The following is a 17945-nucleotide window of genomic DNA, read 5'->3' on the forward strand; positions in this document are numbered from 1 at the left end:
GTCCAGGCCGTGGGGGAGCCGTCGCACGGCCTGGCCTCCAGGCCGTGCGCGACGGGTCGGAACGCCTCGGTGGCCGTGTGCTCCTCGACCCCGAGGCTCCTATGCCCGGCGCCCGCCGTCGACCGACAGCGCGATCCCGGTGATGTAGGACGCGGCGTCCGAGCAGAGCCAGATCGCCGCGGCCGCGGCCTCCCGAGGGGTGGCCAGCCGGCCGAGTGGTGTGATCGCCTCCTGCGTGGCGAGCATGTCGGTGCCCGCCGCCACCTTTTCGAGCCCGGGTGTGCGGGTCGGGCCGGGGCAGACGGCGTTCACCCGGATGTCGCGCGGCGCGTAGTCGACCGCGGCGACCTTGGTGAGCCCGACGATGCCATGTTTGGCGGCCACGTAGGCGGGAGCGGTCGGGATCGCGTACAGGCCACCGTTGGAAGCGATGTTGACGATCGCGCCACCGCCTTCGAGCAGGGGCAGCTCGTACTTCATGCACAGGAAGGTGCCGGCCAGGTTGACGTGGACCACGCGCTCGAACTCGTCCAGGGGCATCCGGTCGAGCTGCCGGTGGTGCGAGGCCAGACCGGCGTTGTTCACGGCGAAGTCGAGCCCACCGTAGGCCTCGACCGTGCGCTCGACGGCCGCCCGCACGGAGTGTTCGTCGGCGATGTCGACGGCGACGGACAGCGCCTGTCCGCCGTCCTTCCTGATCATCTCGGTGGTCTCGGCCGCCGTGCTCTCGTCGATGTCGAGCACGGCGACCGCGGCGCCGGACCGGGCGAACTCCAGCGCCGTCGCGCGGCCGATCCCACTTCCGGCGCCGGTGACCAGACCCACCTTCCGGGCCATGTCGCTCATACCAGCGGCTCGTGGTTCGCCCAGGCGACCTTGTACGGGTGCCGTGACTGCCAGTGCTCGATGACCTCGTGCATGCCGGGCTCGGCGAACGCCTTCGCCAGCGCCTCGGTGTCCGCCACGGCCACCTGCACGATCGCGGTCGCGATCAGCGCCGGGATGGCCTCCTCGCCGGGGATGGGAAGGTGGCGCCGGGTCACGACCGACCGTACGAGACCGGAGTCGAGCATGACTCGTTCGATGTCCGTGAGGTATCGGTCGAGTTCGGTTTCTGGCAGCGGCTGATCGAAGGAAACGATCATCGTGTGGTAGATCATGCCTCGATTCTTCGGGGCGCACGCCGCCGGTGTCCAAGACCGGTTCGGAATCCGGCGATAACCTGGAGGCATGATCGAACTGGAGACCCGTGAGCTCGAGTACTTCCTGGCGGTCGCCGACGAGTTGCACTTCGGCCGGGCCGCCGTCCGGCTCTCGATCGCCCAGCCGGCGCTGTCGAAGGCGATCCGGCGGATCGAGACCCGGCTCGGTGTCCCGCTGTTCCTCCGCTCCAGCCGGCGCGTCGAGCTCACCCCGGCCGGGGAGTCGCTGCGGGAACACGGGCGGCATGCGCTCAACGCGGTCGGCGCCGCCGTCCGGAACGCCCGGCGCGCCGGGGACACCCAGGCCCATCTGCGGTTCGTGATCAAGCCCGGTGGCGATGCCGGTCTGCTGTCCGGGATCCTGGCCGGGTACGCCCACCAGCCCGACGCACGCCGGGTGGACATCCTGTTCAGCGGCCCCGCCGACCGCTCCGACTTCCTGCGCGACGGCCGGGCCGATGTCGGCCTGCTCTACGCGCCGTTCGACGATCTCGAGGGCCTGGCCCACGAGACGTTGTACACCGAGGACCGCGTGGTCATCGTCCCGTCAGCGCACCGGCTGGCCGGGCGCGCAGAGGTACACCTGTCCGATCTGGAGGGTGAGACGCTGCCGCGCTGGAAGGGGGTTCCCGGAGGCGACGGCACCGGGCCCGAGGTCGCCGACGTGGTCCAGATGCTGCATATGATCAGGGTGAGCCGGATGATCGGGGTGCTGCCCCGCTCGCTGGTCGATCCGGCCCCGGATGGCCTGGTCTGCGTCCCGGTGACCGACGCGCCGCCCAGCCGCCTCCTGCTCGCCTGGAACAAGCAGGACCGCCGGCCGCTGGTCGCGTCGTTCGTGGCCGCCGCGCTCACCGCTCAGGCCCGTTCCGACACTCCCCGAGGGCCGCACACGACTACTCCCCGAGGGCCGTACACTGCGGCAACCGAAGCGGCCGTGGCGGCGACCTGAGGCTGACAACCTGCCAGCTGCTCAAGGGAGTTCACAGTGCGCTCATTCCTCGCGCGCCTGGCCGCCGTGCCGGCCGCCCTGGCCGCACTGGTCGCCGCGCCCGGTGTCGCGACGGCCGCCCCGTCGCGCGTCGCCGACGACTGGAACCCGCCCGCGAACCTCGTACAGCCGCTGGGCGAGGTGTGGAACCACGTCGAGTCGACCTATCCGGACCTCTACGGCTTCCGCAACTACGGCTGGGACCAGGTCATGGCCAACAGGGGAAGCGTCAACTACTGCGTCCGCTGGGAGTCCGACGCCCCGGTCAGCGCCGCGCTGCGCGACCAGATCCACGCCGCGCTGAAGAAGCAGTTCGCCAAGTGGATGGCGGCCATGGTGGAGAACGGCAAGGGCCACAACGCCTGGCCGTACACCAGTGTCCCGGTCAACATCGTCGGCTGGGCGGTGAAGAACCGCTCGACGCTCCAGTGGACCGACAACTCGGTCGACATCTACGCCGGGAACCTCGACAGCGGCGGCGCCCCGCAGTGTTCCCCTGGCTGCGGCCGCTTCTTCCACCAGGACGGCAACTACGCACGCTGCCTCTGAGCGCTTCCCCTGCCCTTGACGGGCAGGGGAAGCCGGCCCGCTCAGAAGTCGCATTCGCCGCGCCAGGTGAGGCTGGTGATGGTGGCGTGGTCACCGATGATCAACTTGTAGTCGCCGGGGCCGGGGTTGAAGTGGAGGCACCTGTCGTACAGCCGGCCGTTGAAGACCCAGGTGGCCTGGATGTGATCGTGGCCCGGCTGACGGGTGCCGTTGTTGAAGATCGTGCTGCCGACGATGCCGGTCTGGTGGGAGCCCCTCCAGTTGCCGGTCGTCTTGATCACGGCCGGACCGTCGGTGCCCACGTTGCTGTCGAACACGCAGACGTTCCCTGCGGGGCAGTCGGGCGGACTGGGCTCGGCCCACGCGGTGGGCGCACTGGCGAGTACGGCGACGAGGGCCGCGGACATGGCTGCCGTGGCGGCGAGGCGCTCGTGCATGGTGTTCCTCCCGGCTTCCGCGGGGCGCCCTCCTGGGCGCCCCTTCCGGCAGACAGGGCACCACAATCCGCGGGGACTGGTCCCGAACCGCCCGTCATCGGCCATCTGGGAGAAAATCGGACCCACCCGGAACCAGTCGAACTCCGCCGCACCGCCCGTGCGTCCCGTCGCCACATCGTCCGTGCCGCCGGTGGCCGCAACGAGAGCGGTGGCACCGCGTTCGACCCGAAGGCGTACTACTCCTACTCCCTCGACCCCGCCGACCGGGTGCCGTCCATCGTGGGCTCCGGCTCGGGCCCCACCTCGGCCATCGGCGCCACCAGCTGACGCGGCACTGTCCTCACGAGGCGTCGTGGCCGTCGTAGCCGGGGAGGGCCAGCGCCGAATGCACGTCCCGGCCGGCACTGCTGAGCACGGCGGACGGCTCGCGCAGCGCCTTGTTGCGCCGGGCCAGGTCCTCGGCGGTGCGAGGGGAGACACCGGCGCTTCCTTCGTCGGCGAGGGCCTGGTTCAGCTCCACGAACGACCGCAGGGTGCGCTCGTACCCCTCGAAGGCGTCGTCGTGGTGGGCGTGTGCGGCCAGTTCACCGGCGAGGACGTACGCGCCGACCAGCGCCAGGCTCGAACCCTGGCCGGAGAAGAACGACGGCGCGTAGGCGGCGTCGCCGACCAGCGCGACCCGGCCCGTGGACCACCGTGGCATATGGATCTGGCTGACCACGTCGAAGAAGAGGTCGTCGCTGTCGCGCATGGCGGCGACCATCCGCGGGACCTCCCATCCGTATCCGGAGAACACCCCGGCCACGAGTTCGCGCTGGGCGGCGGGGTCGCGGAAGGCGGTGAAGGGCGGGTCGGGGCGCAGGAAGCTGAGGAAGGCGTGGACCCGGTCGTCGTCGCGGGGCGCGTAGAGGACGGCGGTCCGGCCCGGGACGTTCCAGCTGAGCCCCTCGTGTGCGAGCCCCAGGTGGTTGGGCATGGTGAATCCGGCGAAGCAGTGATCGAGGTAGCGGTGGTAGCCCTCCTCGGGGCCGAAGGCCAGGCTCCTGGTGTGCGAGTGGATGCCATCGGCGCCGATGACCAGGTCGAAGGTGCGCCGGGCGCCGCCGCGGAAGGTCACGTCCACTCCGCCGTCGTGGTCGTGAAGGGTGGCGATGGAGTCGTTGAAGAGGATCTCGACGTCGTCCCGGATGGCGCCGTAGAGGATCTCGGCCAGCTCTCCGCGCGGGATTTCGAGGTCATGTCCTTCCACACCGCCGGAGATGGCCTCGGGCCGGATGGCGGCTATCGGGTCGCCCTGCTCGTCGAGGAAGGAGATCCGGCGGATGCCGACGTGGGCGTCCCGGAGCCGGGGGAGCACCCCCATCCGCCGGACGACCTCGACGGCGGTGCCGCGGATGTCGATGGGGTAGCCGCCACCGCGCAGCGCGGCCGCCTTCTCGACGAGGGTGACCGCGAAGCCGTACCGGCGGAGCCAGTAGGCCAGCGCGGGACCGGCGATGCTGGCGCCGGAGACCAGGACCGTACGCCGCGGCGTGATGTTCATGGCGCCCATGGGCGCTCCTCTCCGGCCCTCCCGGGGAAGGGCCCGTCGTATACCTAACTCAGGTATCCTTTTTCATGGCGTGAAAAGCCCCGGGGGTTCGGGGTCGATGAGAAGACTATATACCTAACTTAGGTAGATGTGGAGGCCGGGTATGACCGCCGAGGGACCGGAGGCCGGGCAGGGCGGCGGCGGTGAACACGACCTGCTGGCCATGCTGCCCCGTCTGACGCAGCTCAGCGGCGCCGTGAACCGGGGCCGGGTGACCGAGCGCGCCATGGAGGCCGCCGGTGTATCCGTGGACCGCCCCGCGATGTCGGTGCTGGTCGCCCTGCACGTGGCGGGCACCCCACTGCGCGTGGGGGAGATCGCCGCGCGGATGCAGGTGGTCGGGCCCCATGTCACCCGGCAGATCAACGAGTTGGCGCGGCGGGGGCTGGTCCGCCGGGTCACCGATCCGGACGATCAGCGCGCCCGGCTCATCGAGCCGACCGCCGAGGGAGCCGCCGCGACCGACCGTTATATGCGGACCGTACTCGGCTGGTTCAGCGACGCCCTCGCCGGCTGGAGCCCCCAGGACCGCGAGGTCTTCGGCCGCCTGCTCGCGCGCTTCGTGGACGACCTCACCGCCCATCTGAACGGCTTCGACGACGATCGGGCCGGCTGAGCGGAGGCCCGTGACCCGGATGAGCTGGGCTGACACCGGCTTACGGGGCCTGGGGCAGGGCGGGGCGCAGGTAGGCGTCGATGGCTGCCTGATCGTGGGTGCGGATGGCGATGTGCCCGTCGGGGCGGACCAGGGCGCACTCGCCGTCGGTGGCGGCGTACGCCCGCCGGGCGTGGCCGCCGGTGTCGGTGATCTCGCCGCCGATGGCCACGGCGCGGACCGAGGGGTGCGGTGGCCGGGGCCGTACCCCGAATCCGTAGAGGGTCCAGTGACCGCCGCGCTGGAGGTCGAACAGCCGCACCCGCCGCGCTGGAGGTCGGACAGCCGCACCCGCCGCCCGTCGGCCCCGTGGCAGGGGGCGTCGGGTGCGCGGTCCCCGGCGATCGGTCCCTCCGCCTCGGCGGGCCCGGCAGGGGCGAGCGGCCCGCCACGGTAGGTGTGGCCCATCTGTAGCATCCGCTCGGTGTCCTCGCCATGCTCGCCGATGCCCTGTCCCATGAGGCGGGAGGACAGACCGAGTACGGCCGCCGCCACCGGAAGCCGCTCGGCCTGGTAGGTGTCCAGGAGGGACTCGTCGCCGCCGTGGAGCACGGCGGCCAGCTTCCAGCCGATATTGACGGCGTCCTGGACACCGGTGTTCATGCCCTGGCCGTCGGCGGGGGAGTGGATGTGTGCGGCGTCCCCGGCGAGGAAGACCCGGCCCACGCGGTAGTGGTCGACCATGCGGACGTTCAGTCGCCAGCGGGAGAGCCAGGTGGCCTCGCGCAGCCGCACCGCGTACGGCCCGATCAGCGTGTCCACGATGCGCTGGAAGGTCTCGAGGGTCGGTTCGCCGGTGTCGCCGGGGGCGACGGGCGCCTGGATCTGGAAGGTGTCGGTGGCCGGCAGCGGGCACAGCGCGACCGAACCGCCCTGGGGGCCCTGCCAGATGTGCCAGTGGTCGCGGTCCAGGCCGTCCAGCCGGACATCGCCGAGCAGCATCCGCTCGTCCTCGTCGGTCTCGCCGAGGAACGCGACATCCAGAAGGCGCCGGACCGCCCCGGAGCCGCCGTCGGCGCCGATCACATAGCGGGCCGTGGCACGCGCACTGTCGGCGAACACCGCCTCGACATGTCCGGTGTGCCGCACCAGATCGGCGACCGGTCTGTTCCACTCCACCGCTGAGGTCAACGTCCTGGAAGGTGCCGTCGGCGTTGTGGAACCGGACCGGCATTCGGAAGCGGCCGAGGGCGATCAGGCGCCAGGCCACCCCGAGGTTGTCCAGGACTTCCAGGGTGCGTGGTTGCAGACCCTTGCCGCGTGAGCCGTTGAAGGGGGCGGTGGCCTTGTCGACGACGCGGACGCTGACGCCGCGTCGGGCGAGTTCGCAGGCGGCGGTGAGGCCGGTCGGACCGGCGCCCACGACCAGCACATCACAGTCGGGGGCGGGGGCGGTGGTGTTGTCCATGGTGGCGCTCCGGGGGTCGGGGCGGTGCGGGGCCGTGGAGGGCACGCGTCGCCGAGCACATCGGCGCGGGCGCCATGTCTCTCTACCGCTGTGTCGACAGCCGTGACGACGACCCGATCACCCTCATGGTCGACCGGGTCAGCGCCGAGGCCACCGCCCCGCCCCCGACCGGCGACTGGCGTGCCGATCTCACCGAAGCGGCCTACCGAATCCGCCAGGTGACCCTGCGCCACCCTTGGCTGGCCCGACACGCCCTCAACGCCGAGGACTTCGGACCGGGCACGCTGGCGATGACGGAGTCCACCCTGGCCCTCCTGGACGGCCATGGGCTGGACACCGGAGACATGCCTCACGCCTGGCGGACCCTGCTCGCGTTCGTCCAGGGGCATGCCTTCGCCGAGGCCCGCCGGCACGAGGCCCGACAGCGCCGAGCCGACGAGAGCGAGACCGGAGCGCCCGGGCCGTCGTTCTTGGACAAGGCCGCCGAGAGCGGCGAGTACCCGCTCTCCACACGTGCCCTGCGGGAGGCACCCCGGCCCACCGATCCGCGGGACGCCTTCGACCGCCGCCTGGGCCATGTGCTCGACGGTCTGGCCCAGGCGTTCTTCGAGCGCGACCGGCGGTAGCCGCGGGACCTCTTACCGAGGCGCCCGGCCCGTCTCGACCAGCTCGGCCAGCTTGTCCAGGGCCATACGCTGCCCCAGCTCGTTGTCGGCGGCCGGTACGGCGTCGGGGATCCCCTCGTGCAGGAGGTGGACGTCCGTGCCGCCGCCCTCCGCGTCGGTGAGCGTGGTCGTCATCGTCATCGTGGAGCGCAGGGCGGGATCCGCGGTCTCGAACTCGAGCACCTCGACCACCTGCTCGTCCGGCACCAGCCGGGTGAAGCGGCCGTGGTAGGTGTCCGTATGGCCGCCCGACTTGCCGGCGCTCGCCGGGTCGTCGTAGACGAGGGAGATACGGAAGGTGCCCCCTTCGCGGGGGTCGAACTCGTGCACCCGGCTGGTCATGCCCTCGGGCACCCGCCAGGCCGCGACGGCGCTCGCGTCGAGGAGCGCCCGGTAGACGGCGGAGCGCGGGGCGTTCACCCGGCGGGAGAGTCGCATGGTGTACATGCGCTCAACCTAGCGGCCCGGTGGCGGGTATGTGATCCCCTGGCACCGGAGCCACCGCCCCGGATGTGCGGGCGGCGGCGGAGGTCTAGCGTCCGGAAAGACCTCCGCCGCCTGGACACCCCATCCACGGAGCGTTGTCGAGGGGTGCCGTTCTGGGGGAGTGGGGTCAGCCCTTGACCTTGCGGGTCAGCGCTTGACCTTGCGGGTCGCCCGCAGCCACTCCTTGTTCATCGCGGTGATGGAGAACAGCGGGATGCCCTTGGGGCAGGCCGTGGCGCACTCACCGGTGAGGGTGCAGCCGCCGAAGCCCTCGGCGTCCATCTGGGCCACCATGTCCAGCACCCGGGTCTCCCGCTCCGGAGAGCCCTGGGGCAGCACATTGAGGTGGTTGACCTTGGCCGAGGTGAACAGCATCGCAGCGCCGTTGGGGCAGGCCGCCACGCAGGCGCCGCAGCCGATGCACTCGGCGTGCTCGAACGCGTAGTCCGCGTCCGCCTTGGGCACCGGAGTGGCGTGTGCCTCCGGCGCGGCCCCGGTGGGGGCGGTGATGTAGCCACCGGCCTGGATCACCCGGTCGAACGCGGAGCGGTCCACCACCAGGTCCTTGATGACCGGGAAGGCGGAGGCGCGCCACGGCTCGATGTCGATGGTGTCGCCGTCCTGGAAGGACCGCATATGGAGCTGGCAGGTGGTGGTGCGCTCCGGACCGTGGGCGTCACCGTTGATCACCAGGCTGCACGCACCGCAGATGCCCTCACGGCAGTCGTGGTCGAAGGCCACCGGCTCATCGCCCTTGACGATGAGCTCCTCGTTGAGGACGTCGAGCATCTCGAGGAAGGACATGTCCTGGGAGACGCCGTCGAGCTCGTAGGTGGCCATGGCGCCGGGGGTGTCGGGGTTCTTCTGGCGCCAGACGCGCAGGGTGAGCTTCATGCGTAGCTCCGCTGAGTGGGGTGGACGTACTCGAAGGTCAGCTGCTCCTTGTGGAGCACGGGGGCGGCGCCGGTGTCGGTGAACTCCCAGGCCGCCGCGTAGGAGAACTCCTCGTCCCGGCGGGCTGCCTCACCGTCGGGGGTCTGGGACTCCTCGCGGAAGTGGCCGCCGCAGGACTCGGCCCGGTGCAGGGCGTCCAGGCACATCAGCTCGGCCAGCTCCAGATAGTCCACGATCCGGTTGGCCTTCTCCAGCGACTGGTTGAACTCCTCACCGGTGCCCGGCACCTTGAGCCGCCGCCAGAACTCCTCGCGGATCTGCGGGATGCGGTCCAGCGCCTTGCGCAGCCCCTCGTCGGTGCGGGCCATGCCGCAGAACTCCCAGACCAGCTCGCCGATCTCGCGGTGGAAGGAGTCGGGGGTGCGGTCGCCGTCCACGGCCAGCAGCCGGGCCAGCCGGTCCTCGGTCTCGCGCACGGCCTCGACGGCCGCCGGGTGCGAGGCGTCGACCTCGTCCTTGTGCGGGTTGCGGGCCAGATAGTCGTTGATGGTCGACGGCAGGACGAAGTAGCCGTCGGCCAGGCCCTGCATCAGCGCGGAGGCGCCGAGCCGGTTGGCGCCGTGGTCGGAGAAGTTGGCCTCGCCGATCGCGAACAGCCCCGGCACGGTGGTCTGGAGGTCGTAGTCGACCCACAGCCCGCCCATCGTGTAGTGGATCGCGGGGTAGATGCGCATCGGGACCTCGTACGGGTTCTCCGCCGTGATCCGCTCGTACATGTCGAAGAGGTTGCCGTACTTCTCCTCGACCGCCTTGCGCCCCATCCGGGCGATGGCGTCGGCGAAGTCCAGATACACGCCCTGGCCACCGGGGCCGACGCCACGGCCCTCGTCGCAGACGTTCTTCGCGGCGCGGGAGGCGATGTCGCGCGGCACCAGATTGCCGAACGACGGATAGATCCGCTCCAGGTAGTAGTCGCGCTCGTCCTCGGGGATCTCGGCCGCCGGACGGGTGTCGCCCTTCGCCTTGGGCACCCAGATCCGGCCGTCGTTGCGCAGCGACTCGCTCATCAGGGTCAGCTTCGACTGGTGGTCCCCGGAGCGCGGGATGCAGGTCGGGTGGATCTGGGTGAAGCAGGGGTTGGCGAAGTACGCGCCGCGCCGGTGCGCCCGCCAGACGGCGGTCGCGTTGGAGTTCATGGCGTTCGTCGACAGGTAGAAGACGTTGCCGTAGCCACCGCTGGCCAGCACCACCGCGTCGGCGAAGTACGTGGAGATCTTGCCGGTCACCAGATCGCGGGCGACGATGCCGCGCGCCCGCCCGTCGACCACGATCAGGTCCAGCATCTCGGTGCGGGCGTGCATCTCCACATTGCCCGCCGCGATCTGGCGGGACAGCGCCTGGTAGGCGCCGAGCAGCAGCTGCTGGCCCGTCTGGCCGCGGGCGTAGAAGGTGCGGGAGACCTGCACACCGCCGAAGGAGCGGGTGTCCAGCAGACCGCCGTACTCCCGGGCGAAGGGCACGCCCTGGGCCACACACTGGTCGATGATCTCCACCGAGATCTGCGCCAGGCGGTGGACATTGGACTCGCGGGCGCGGAAGTCGCCGCCCTTGACGGTGTCGTAGAACAGCCGGTGGATCGAGTCGCCGTCGTTGCGGTAGTTCTTCGCCGCGTTGATCCCGCCCTGGGCGGCGATGGAGTGGGCCCGGCGCGGCGAGTCCTGGTAGCAGAACTGGACCACGTGGTAGCCCTGCTCGGCCAGGGTGGCGCCGGCGGCGCCACCGGCCAGCCCGGTGCCCACCACGATGATGGTGTGCTTGCGGCGGTTGGCGGGGTTGACCAGCTTGGCCTCGAAGCGGCGGGTGTCCCAGCGCTCGTTGACCGGCCTCGAGGGGGCGCGCTCGTCCTGGATCGGCTCGCCGACGGTGTACTCGGTGTATTCGCTGTACTCGCTGTACGAGGTCATGGTCAGCTCACCACTCCGGTCATGACACCGACGGGTATGGAGATGAACCCGGCGGTGAGAACGACGGCCAGGGCGTTGGCGATGGCCTTGAGGGCACGGTCACGGGTGTGGTTGCCCGCGCCGAGGGTCTGTGCGGCGCTCCAGAAGCCGTGCCGGACGTGCATGCCCATGGCCAGCATCGCCACGATGTAGATGACGTTCCCGTACCAGGTGGAGAAGGTGTCCACCACGTTCTGGTACGGATGGCCCTCCTGGAATCCGCCGGAGTGCGTGGTGCCGGTGGTGAGGTCCAGGATGTGCCAGACGATGAACAGGCCCAGGATCACCCCGCCCCAGCGCATGGTCCGGGTGGCATAGCTCATCCGTGGCTTGGTGTGGACGTACTTCTGCGGGCGGGCCTTGATGTCGCGCCGACTCAGCTGGTAGGCGGACACGGCGTGCAGGACCACCGCGGCCAGGAGGACGAGCCGGGCGATCCACAGGCCCCACTCATGGTGCAGAACGGGGGCTCCCATGACCCGCAGCCAGTGTCCGTAGGCGTTGAACTCCCCGGGGCCGAAGAAGATCTTCATGTTCCCCAGCAGGTGGGCGCAGAGATAGCCGATCATGATCAGACCGGTCACGCCCATGACGATCTTCTTGCCGAGGGTCGATTGCCAGAAATTGAGCGCCATGGACGGCCGCCGCTCCGCCCGCGTCGGACGCTGCTCCGGCCGCGTTGTCAATGCCATGAACACGACGGTAGAGCCGGGCGGGTCAAAAGGGCCAAGATATGATGCTGATCATCTCGATAGGCAATGCCTATCGAAGGCCGCTCGGATCCGGCCATGCTTGCCGTTGTCGCCCGCGCGGCCAGGGAAAACCGGTCAGCGGAAGCCCTCGCGGGTGATGGTGAGCGCCTGCCGGAGGAGGTCCACGACGTCGCGCTCGTGGCGCTCGAGAGCCGTCTGCCCGACGACGCGGAAGGCGGCGAGGAGGGTCGCGGCGAGGATCTGGGCCCGCAGGGGAGTGTCCGGTCCGGCGGGGAGGCGTTCCTCGACGGCCACGGCGAGGTCGCGTTCGGCGGCGGCGTAGGTGGCGACCAGCTCGGGCAGCAGCGCCGGGTGCAGGCGCAGGGTCCGGTAGCGCTCCTCCTGCTCCGGGTCGGCCGCGAACTCGGTGCAGTGCTGCTCGGCGGCGCCGATGACCGCCGCCATCAGGGATTCCCGGGCCGGGCGGGCGCGGATGAGCTCGACCAGCCGGACCGTGCGCGCCCGGTCGTGGTGCAGCAGTGCCTGCTCCTTGCTGGCGAAGTAGTTGGAGAAGGTGCGCCGGGAGACGGTGGCGGCATCGGCGATGGCCTCCACCGTGAGGCTCTCGACGCCGTGCTCGGCGGCGAGGAGCACGGCGGCGTCGTGGAGTGATTGGCGGGTCGCCGCCTTCTTGCGCTCACGCAGACCGGTAGTCATCGCCGCTGAGCATAAGGGAGAAGGCCGATTCCTTCCCGTTGGGCAATCTTGCGCACTGGGAACGTTTCTGTGAGGCTGAGCCCGCGCCGCCGATCAGTCGCCGTCGCCGGACGGTCAGTCGCCGACCGATCAGCCGCCGGTCAACGCCACCCCGGATGGCATCCGAGCTCCGGACGGCATCCGAGCCCCGCACACCTTCCGACGCCAGAGGCCCGAGGACGCCCTATGCCCACCCCCCAACGCCCGCCCACCGCCACCACCTCCATGGACACCGAGGAGCTGGGATTCGACCCGGACGCCTTACGGACGAAGTACCGGGCCGAGCGCGACCGCCGGATCCGCCCCGACGGCAACAAGCAATACCGGCGCATGGCCGGGGAGTTCGGCTCGTACGCACAAGACCCTTACGTGGAGCCGGGGTTCACCCGGGAGCCGCTGCACGACCGGGTCGAGGTGCTGATCATCGGGGGCGGATTCGGCGGTCTGCTCGCCGGTGCGCGGCTGCGGCAGGCCGGTGTGCGGGAGATCCGCGTGATCGAGCAGGGCGGGGACTTCGGCGGGACCTGGTACTGGAACCGCTATCCAGGTGTCCAGTGCGACATCGAGTCCTACGTCTATATGCCCCTGCTCGAGGAGGTCGGCTACGTACCGCGGTGGCGCTATGCGCCCGGCGAGGAGATCAGGCAGCACGCACGGGCGATCGGACGTCACTTCGACCTCTACCGCGATGTCCACTTCCAGACCCAGGTGACCGAACTCCGCTGGGATGACAGCGAGTTGGCGTGGACCGTGCACACCGACCGGGACGACCGCATCCGGGCGCGCTATGTGGTCATCTCCAGCGGAACACTCAGCCGGGCCAAACTCCCCGGCATCCCCGGGATCGAGACCTTCCAGGGGCATACGTTCCACACGAGCCGCTGGGACTACGACTACACCGGCGGCGACGCGAGCGGTGGTCTGCGCAAACTGGCCGACAAGCGCGTGGCCCTCATCGGCACCGGCGCGACCGCCATCCAGGTCGTGCCACATCTGGGGCGTGACGCCGAGCAGCTGTATGTGTTCCAGCGCACGCCGTCCTCGGTCGATGTGCGCGGCAACCGCCCCACCGATGAGGGCTGGGCCGCGTCGCTCACACCCGGCTGGCAGCGGCGCCGCAGGGACAACTTCCTCGCCGTCGTCACCGGTGGCCAGGCGGACGAGGACCTGGTGGGCGACGGCTGGACGAGCACCGCGCGGTTGCAGCAGAAGCTCATCCCGACCGACAGCTACGCCGACCTCCCGCCCCAGGAGCGCGAACGCCTCTACGAGCTCGCCGACTTCCAGAAGATGAACGGGATCCGCGACCGGGTGGACTCCATCGTCGAGAACACGGCGACGGCCGAGGCCCTCAAGCCCTGGTACCGCTATATGTGCAAGCGCCCCACGTTCAGCGACACCTATCTGGACACCTTCAACCGGCCCAATGTCACGCTGGTGGACACCGCCGACCACGGGGGAGTCGAGCGCATCACCGAGAAGGCGGTCGTGGTCGGCGGGACCGAGTACGAGGTCGACTGCGTCATCTTCGCCACCGGCTTCGAGGTCGGTGTCTCCGGGGTCACCTCCGGACTCCTCCCGGTGCACGGCCGGGGCGGTGTCACCCTGACCGAAGCCTGGAGCGGCGGCCCGAAGACACTGCACGGCTTCTACAGCCACGGCTTCCCCAACCTCTTCCAGCTCGGCCCGCTACAGAACGCCAGCTCCGTCAACTATGTGCACATCCTCGATGAGCAGGCGACTCATGTCGCCGAGGTGCTCGCGGAGGCGCGCAAGCGCGGGGCCCGCTATGTCGAGCCGACCGCCGAGGCCGAGTCGGCGTGGCGCGCCACCATCCGTGAGAAGGCGGCGGACCTGTACGCCTTCCATGCCGAGTGCACCCCGGGCTACTACAACAACGAGGGCATGCCGAGGGAGCGCAGCGAGTCCTTCGGCGACGGGCCCATCGCCTTCCATGAACTGCTCAGGCGCTGGCGCGCGGACGGCGGCATGGACGACGTCCTGGTCCCCTGACGCCGATGTGTGCCACTTACCTACAAGGAGCGACGATGCACCCCAGCCGGTTCGACGACACCGGCCGTACGCAGGCCACGAGCGACCGCCTGGAGGTGCGACGACTCACCCGGGCGAACCGGCTGTGGGGTTCCAACGGCGTCACCTTCGGCCCCGACGGGCGGCTGTACGTGGCGCAGTTCCTCGCCGGGCAGATCAGCGCCGTGGACCCGGCCTCGGGTGACATCGAGGTGGTGGTGCCGCTCGACGGTCCGGTGGAGGCCCCGGACGATCTGGCCTTCGGGGCGGACGGCTCGATGTACATCGCCGATCTGACCCCCGGCCGGGTGTGGCGGCGCGGCTCCGAGGGCGAGTACACGCTCGTCTCCGACCAGGTGTCGGTGCCCAACGGCATCACCTGCGTCGGCGACCGCCTCTTCGTCAACGAGATGAGGATGAACGGCCGGCTGATGGAGCTCTTCCCGGACGGCGGCGACCCTGCGGTGCTGACCGACGGCCTCGCCCTGGGCAACGCGATGCAACTCGGCCCGGACGGCTGTCTGTACTACCCGCAGATGATGCGCGACCAGGTCTGGCGGATCCCGCCCGACGGCGGGGTGCCCGAGCTGGTGGCCGAGGAGGTGGACGACCCGGTCGCGGTGCGGTTCGACCGGGGTGGCGTCCTCGTCGTCCTGTCCCGTGGCAGGGCCGGGCTGGTGACCCGTATCGATCTCGACACCGGGGCCCGGTCGGTCGTCGCCACCGGCGTCGTGGGGCTGGACAACGCCGCGTTCGACCACGAGAACCGCATGTTCGTGTCCAGCTTCGCCAGCGGCGGGATCGCGGAGGTGCACACCGACGGCCGGACCCGGGTGGTGGTCCCGCAGGGGTTCGACGGACCCTTCGGCATCACGGTCGACCTCGGTGGCACGGTGTACGCGGCCGACCATTTCCGGCTGGCGAGCCCCGATGCCACCGGCCATGACGGGCAGGAGCCCGGTGTCACCACCCATGAGCTGATGTACGCCGTGCACAACGTCACCGCCGCCGACGGGCTGTTGCACCTCACCTCACAACTCGGCGATGTACGCACCCACGACCCGGTGAGCATGACCACGCGGGTGCGCGCGACCGGGCTGGACCAGCCCACCGGAATCGCCGTAGCGCCGGACGGCGCCCTCGTGGTCGCCGAGACCGCTACCGGCCGCATCCTGCGCATCGATGACACCGACACGGTCAGCGTGCTCGCCGAGGGACTCGGCCACCCCTTGGACATCGCCTTCGACGGCCAAGGGCGCTGCTACGTGAGCGACGACCGGCGTGGTGCGGTGCTCCGGCTGGAGGACGGCGAGGCCGTGGTCGTGGCGGACGGGCTCGGCGAACCGCAGGGGCTGGCCGTGCGTGGCGACGAGCTGTTCACGGTGGAGGTCGCGCACCGGCGGCTGCGGGCGATCTCGCTCGCCACGGGCGACAGCAGGATCGACGCCGAGGATCTGGCGGTCGGCCTGCCGCCCGGGATCACGCGCACCGAACCCGACCCGATTCCCGGAGTCCCCGGCCGTCCGCGCCAGTTCGCCGGGCTCGCCGTCGCACCGGACGGGGCCCTCCTCGTATCGGCCAACGGGGAGGGGAGTGTACTGCGCCTGGACGCGCCTGCCGGGTGAGCCGGCCGGTCCGGCCGCCGCTCGGGCGCCTCAGGACAGATCGACCCACACCTTTCCCGACGCGGTGTACGCCGCGGTGAATGCCTCCTGGACGTCGTCGAGGGGGTAACCGTCGCTGACCACCGCGCCGAGCCGGGGTGGGGTCGGGGACTCCAGGGCGCTGACGGTCTGTGCGAAGTCCACCGGGTGGTCGTAGATCATGCTCCCGATGAGGGTGATCTGGCCTGCCACCAGATCGCGCGGCGAGACCCCGAGCGGGGCGGTGTTCATCCCGATCAGTACGGCGGTGCCGTGTTTGGCGAGCCGTCGCAGCCCCTGCTCGACGACGCCGGGGGCTCCGGAGGTCTCGAAGAGACAGGGGAGTTCGTCCACGTCCGGCGGCAGGGGCGTGGCGCCGAGGGAGCGCGCGCGGTCGAGCCGGGCCTTGTTGGGCTCCTGGACGAACACCGTCACCCCGTGGCCGACCAGCGCCTGGCACAGCAGCAGCCCCTGGGAACCGGCCCCGATCACCAGGCAGCTCTGCCCCGGTGCGATCCCCGACCGCCGCATCGCGGCCCGTGCCACCGTCGCGGGTTCCACACAGACCAGGTCCTCGAGGGGCAGATGCGCGGCGACCGGCCATACGAACGCGGCCGGGGCGACCACGTAGTCACTCAGCAGACCGGGCACGGTCAGTCCCACGGCGGCCCGTCCCGCACAGGCCGACGTCCGCCCGGCGCGGCAGGGTTCGCACGTCAGACAGCAGTAGTCCGGCTCGATGACCACGTCCTGGCCGATGCGCGGACCGCTGACCTCACGGCCCAGCTCGACGATCCGCCCCGTCCCCTCGTGGCCCAGGATCCAGGGCAGACTCGGTGGCCGCCGGCGTCCCGTGTGCACCGCGAGATCGGAGCCGCACAGCCCCGTGCCCCGCATACGGATCAGGACATCCCCCGGTCCGCAGGACGGCTCCGGCACGGACACCACGGACAGCGCGCCGGGCTCGGTCAGCACGGCGGCCCTCAAGGGGCGGCCCTCAAGGGAACGCCTGCTTTCCGATGGGACGCGCAGTCGGCATCATGCCAAGAGCGTGCCACACATGATCCGCGCGGCGGTAGACCACACCACCTGCCCCACACCACCTGGCCCGCGAGACCGGCCCACCTGACCGAGTCCCCGGCCACCGCACACCTCGTACGCGTACGCTGTGGGCGCAATCGCCCTACCCGAGTAAGGAGTTGGAACGGTCATGTCGGACAGCACCCTGGCCCCCGATATCGATCAGGCCCTGTACGCGCTCTCACCCGAGGGGCGGGAACTTCTCTTCACCGAGGCCAAGACGGCCTATGACTTCAGCGACAAGCCGGTGGGCGACGACCGTCTGCGGGCCATCTACGAACTGTTCAAATGGGCCCCGACGTCGGCGAATATCAATCCGCTGCGCATTCTGTACGTACGCACCGAGGAAGGAAAGCAGCGGCTGCTGCCGGGGGTGGCGCAGCCCAATCAGGAGCAGACCGCCTCGGCCCCGGTCACCGCGGTGCTGGCCGCGGACACCCGTTACCCGGAGTATGTGCCGTTCCTCGCGCCGTCCAACCCGCAGTTACAGCAGATGCTGGAGGCCAACCAGGAACTGCGCGAGTCCCACATGGACTTCAACGCGGTACTCCAGGCGGGCTACTTCGTACTGGCCGTCCGCGCGGCGGGGCTGGCGGCCGGGCCGATGAAGGGATTCAACGCCGAGGCGGTGGACAAGGAGTTCTTCCCCGATGGCCGGTGGCGGTCGCTCCTGTTGGTCAACATCGGCTACCCGAGCCCCGAAGCCTTCCGGGACCGGCTGCCGCGCCCCTCGTACGAGCAGGCGGTCCAGCTGGTCTGACACCAGCGGAGTGATGTGAGGCGCCCACCTCCATGGGATCAGGCCACCTCAGCCGCGGTGACCTGATCCCCCTTCGCGCCGGGCGGGGAGCCCGTCCGCACA

The 17945-nt window shown here is 70.4% G+C and carries 18 protein-coding genes and 3 pseudogenes; 8 read left to right on the plus strand and 13 right to left on the minus strand.

Annotated features, from left to right (window positions below; all coding sequences use genetic code 11):
• Positions 1–99: 99 nt before the first annotated feature.
• Positions 100–846 carry an SDR family NAD(P)-dependent oxidoreductase gene (locus tag KHP12_RS45635; protein ID WP_211834579.1) on the minus strand — a complete coding sequence of 249 codons (747 nt, stop codon included), beginning with the start codon at positions 844–846 and terminating at the stop codon, positions 100–102.
• The gene (locus KHP12_RS45640; protein WP_211834580.1) at positions 843–1160 is read right to left on the minus strand and encodes a hypothetical protein; all 318 of its coding nucleotides are present in this window, start codon (positions 1158–1160) and stop codon (positions 843–845) included. The genes KHP12_RS45635 and KHP12_RS45640 overlap by 4 nt, the downstream gene beginning before the upstream one ends.
• Positions 1161–1230: 70 nt before the next feature.
• Between KHP12_RS45640 and KHP12_RS45645 the strand changes: the two genes are divergently transcribed.
• Together KHP12_RS45645 and KHP12_RS45650 are read left to right on the plus strand one after the other, a co-directional pair.
• Positions 1231–2154 (plus strand): LysR family transcriptional regulator, encoded by a 924-nt coding sequence (locus KHP12_RS45645; RefSeq protein WP_086881572.1) that lies wholly within the window; start codon positions 1231–1233, stop codon positions 2152–2154.
• A gap of 36 nt (positions 2155–2190) precedes the next feature.
• Positions 2191–2736, plus strand: a pseudogene (locus tag KHP12_RS45650) (hypothetical protein); the annotation flags it as partial.
• A gap of 47 nt (positions 2737–2783) precedes the next feature.
• Here the strand turns inward: KHP12_RS45650 and KHP12_RS45655 are convergent.
• On the minus strand, positions 2784–3179 hold the full coding sequence (locus KHP12_RS45655) for a hypothetical protein (protein WP_086881573.1): 396 nt from the start codon (positions 3177–3179) through the stop codon (positions 2784–2786).
• Here KHP12_RS45655 and KHP12_RS51950 point away from each other — a divergent pair.
• Positions 3174–3506, plus strand: coding sequence for a hypothetical protein (locus tag KHP12_RS51950; protein WP_086881574.1), 333 nt, complete (start codon positions 3174–3176; stop codon positions 3504–3506). The two genes, KHP12_RS45655 and KHP12_RS51950, sit on opposite strands and share 6 nt — an antisense overlap.
• 13 nt (positions 3507–3519) lie before the next feature.
• Here the strand turns inward: KHP12_RS51950 and KHP12_RS45665 are convergent, their stop codons facing one another.
• Positions 3520–4722, minus strand: a complete 1203-nt coding sequence (locus KHP12_RS45665) for an FAD-dependent monooxygenase (RefSeq protein WP_211835000.1) — start codon at positions 4720–4722, stop codon at positions 3520–3522.
• A gap of 151 nt (positions 4723–4873) precedes the next feature.
• Between KHP12_RS45665 and KHP12_RS45670 the strand changes: the two genes are divergently transcribed.
• Positions 4874–5386: a MarR family winged helix-turn-helix transcriptional regulator gene (locus KHP12_RS45670; protein WP_244202755.1), complete on the plus strand. Its 513-nt coding sequence runs from the start codon at positions 4874–4876 to the stop codon at positions 5384–5386.
• Between the two features lie 40 nt (positions 5387–5426).
• Here KHP12_RS45670 and KHP12_RS51955 read toward each other — a convergent pair whose 3' ends face one another.
• From KHP12_RS51955 to KHP12_RS51965, 3 genes and pseudogenes are all read right to left on the minus strand, one after another.
• Positions 5427–5687: a hypothetical protein gene (locus KHP12_RS51955; RefSeq protein WP_086881575.1), complete on the minus strand. Its 261-nt coding sequence runs from the start codon at positions 5685–5687 to the stop codon at positions 5427–5429.
• 275 nt (positions 5688–5962) lie between these two features.
• Positions 5963–6544: pseudogene (locus KHP12_RS51960) on the minus strand (FAD-dependent monooxygenase); the annotation flags it as partial.
• A gap of 112 nt (positions 6545–6656) precedes the next feature.
• Positions 6657–6833: pseudogene (locus tag KHP12_RS51965) on the minus strand (FAD-dependent oxidoreductase); the annotation flags it as partial.
• 74 nt (positions 6834–6907) lie between these two features.
• On the opposite strand from KHP12_RS51965, the gene KHP12_RS45680 reads away from it, so the two are divergent.
• Positions 6908–7459, plus strand: coding sequence for a TetR/AcrR family transcriptional regulator C-terminal domain-containing protein (locus KHP12_RS45680; RefSeq protein ID WP_210608957.1), 552 nt, complete (start codon positions 6908–6910; stop codon positions 7457–7459).
• A gap of 12 nt (positions 7460–7471) precedes the next feature.
• Here KHP12_RS45680 and KHP12_RS45685 read toward each other — a convergent pair whose 3' ends face one another.
• The 5 genes from KHP12_RS45685 to KHP12_RS45705 form a co-directional block, all read right to left on the minus strand.
• On the minus strand, positions 7472–7945 hold the full coding sequence (locus KHP12_RS45685; RefSeq protein ID WP_037962286.1) for an SRPBCC domain-containing protein: 474 nt from the start codon (positions 7943–7945) through the stop codon (positions 7472–7474).
• Positions 7946–8131: 186 nt separating this feature from the next.
• Positions 8132–8878, minus strand: coding sequence for a succinate dehydrogenase/fumarate reductase iron-sulfur subunit (locus tag KHP12_RS45690; protein WP_086886482.1), 747 nt, complete (start codon positions 8876–8878; stop codon positions 8132–8134).
• Complete coding sequence (locus tag KHP12_RS45695; RefSeq protein WP_086886481.1) at positions 8875–10842, minus strand: fumarate reductase/succinate dehydrogenase flavoprotein subunit; 1968 nt, start codon at positions 10840–10842, stop codon at positions 8875–8877. Before KHP12_RS45695 ends, KHP12_RS45690 begins: the two co-directional genes overlap by 4 nt.
• Positions 10843–10844: 2 nt before the next feature.
• Positions 10845–11573 (minus strand): succinate dehydrogenase, encoded by a 729-nt coding sequence (locus KHP12_RS45700; RefSeq protein WP_078559621.1) that lies wholly within the window; start codon positions 11571–11573, stop codon positions 10845–10847.
• Between the two features lie 135 nt (positions 11574–11708).
• A complete protein-coding gene (locus KHP12_RS45705) occupies positions 11709–12290 on the minus strand; it encodes a TetR/AcrR family transcriptional regulator (RefSeq protein ID WP_086886480.1) in 582 nt (193 codons plus the stop codon).
• 225 nt (positions 12291–12515) lie between these two features.
• Here KHP12_RS45705 and KHP12_RS45710 point away from each other — a divergent pair, with 225 nt between their 5' ends.
• Together KHP12_RS45710 and KHP12_RS45715 are read left to right on the plus strand one after the other, a co-directional pair.
• On the plus strand, positions 12516–14342 hold the full coding sequence (locus KHP12_RS45710) for a flavin-containing monooxygenase (protein WP_210608956.1): 1827 nt from the start codon (positions 12516–12518) through the stop codon (positions 14340–14342).
• 35 nt (positions 14343–14377) lie between these two features.
• Positions 14378–15985, plus strand: a complete 1608-nt coding sequence (locus tag KHP12_RS45715; RefSeq protein ID WP_086879684.1) for an NHL repeat-containing protein — start codon at positions 14378–14380, stop codon at positions 15983–15985.
• A 30-nt stretch (positions 15986–16015) separates the two neighbouring features.
• Here KHP12_RS45715 and KHP12_RS45720 read toward each other — a convergent pair whose 3' ends face one another.
• Entirely contained in the window at positions 16016–16978 is a 963-nt protein-coding gene (locus KHP12_RS45720; RefSeq protein WP_086879685.1) for a zinc-dependent alcohol dehydrogenase, read from the minus strand.
• 235 nt (positions 16979–17213) lie between these two features.
• Here KHP12_RS45720 and KHP12_RS45725 point away from each other — a divergent pair, with 235 nt between their 5' ends.
• Positions 17214–17843, plus strand: coding sequence for a malonic semialdehyde reductase (locus KHP12_RS45725; RefSeq protein ID WP_086879686.1), 630 nt, complete (start codon positions 17214–17216; stop codon positions 17841–17843).
• The last annotated feature ends 102 nt before the right edge of the window (positions 17844–17945 follow it).

The organism is Streptomyces asiaticus (genome assembly GCF_018138715.1).
GTDB classification, from domain to species: Bacteria; Actinomycetota; Actinomycetes; order Streptomycetales; family Streptomycetaceae; genus Streptomyces; species Streptomyces asiaticus.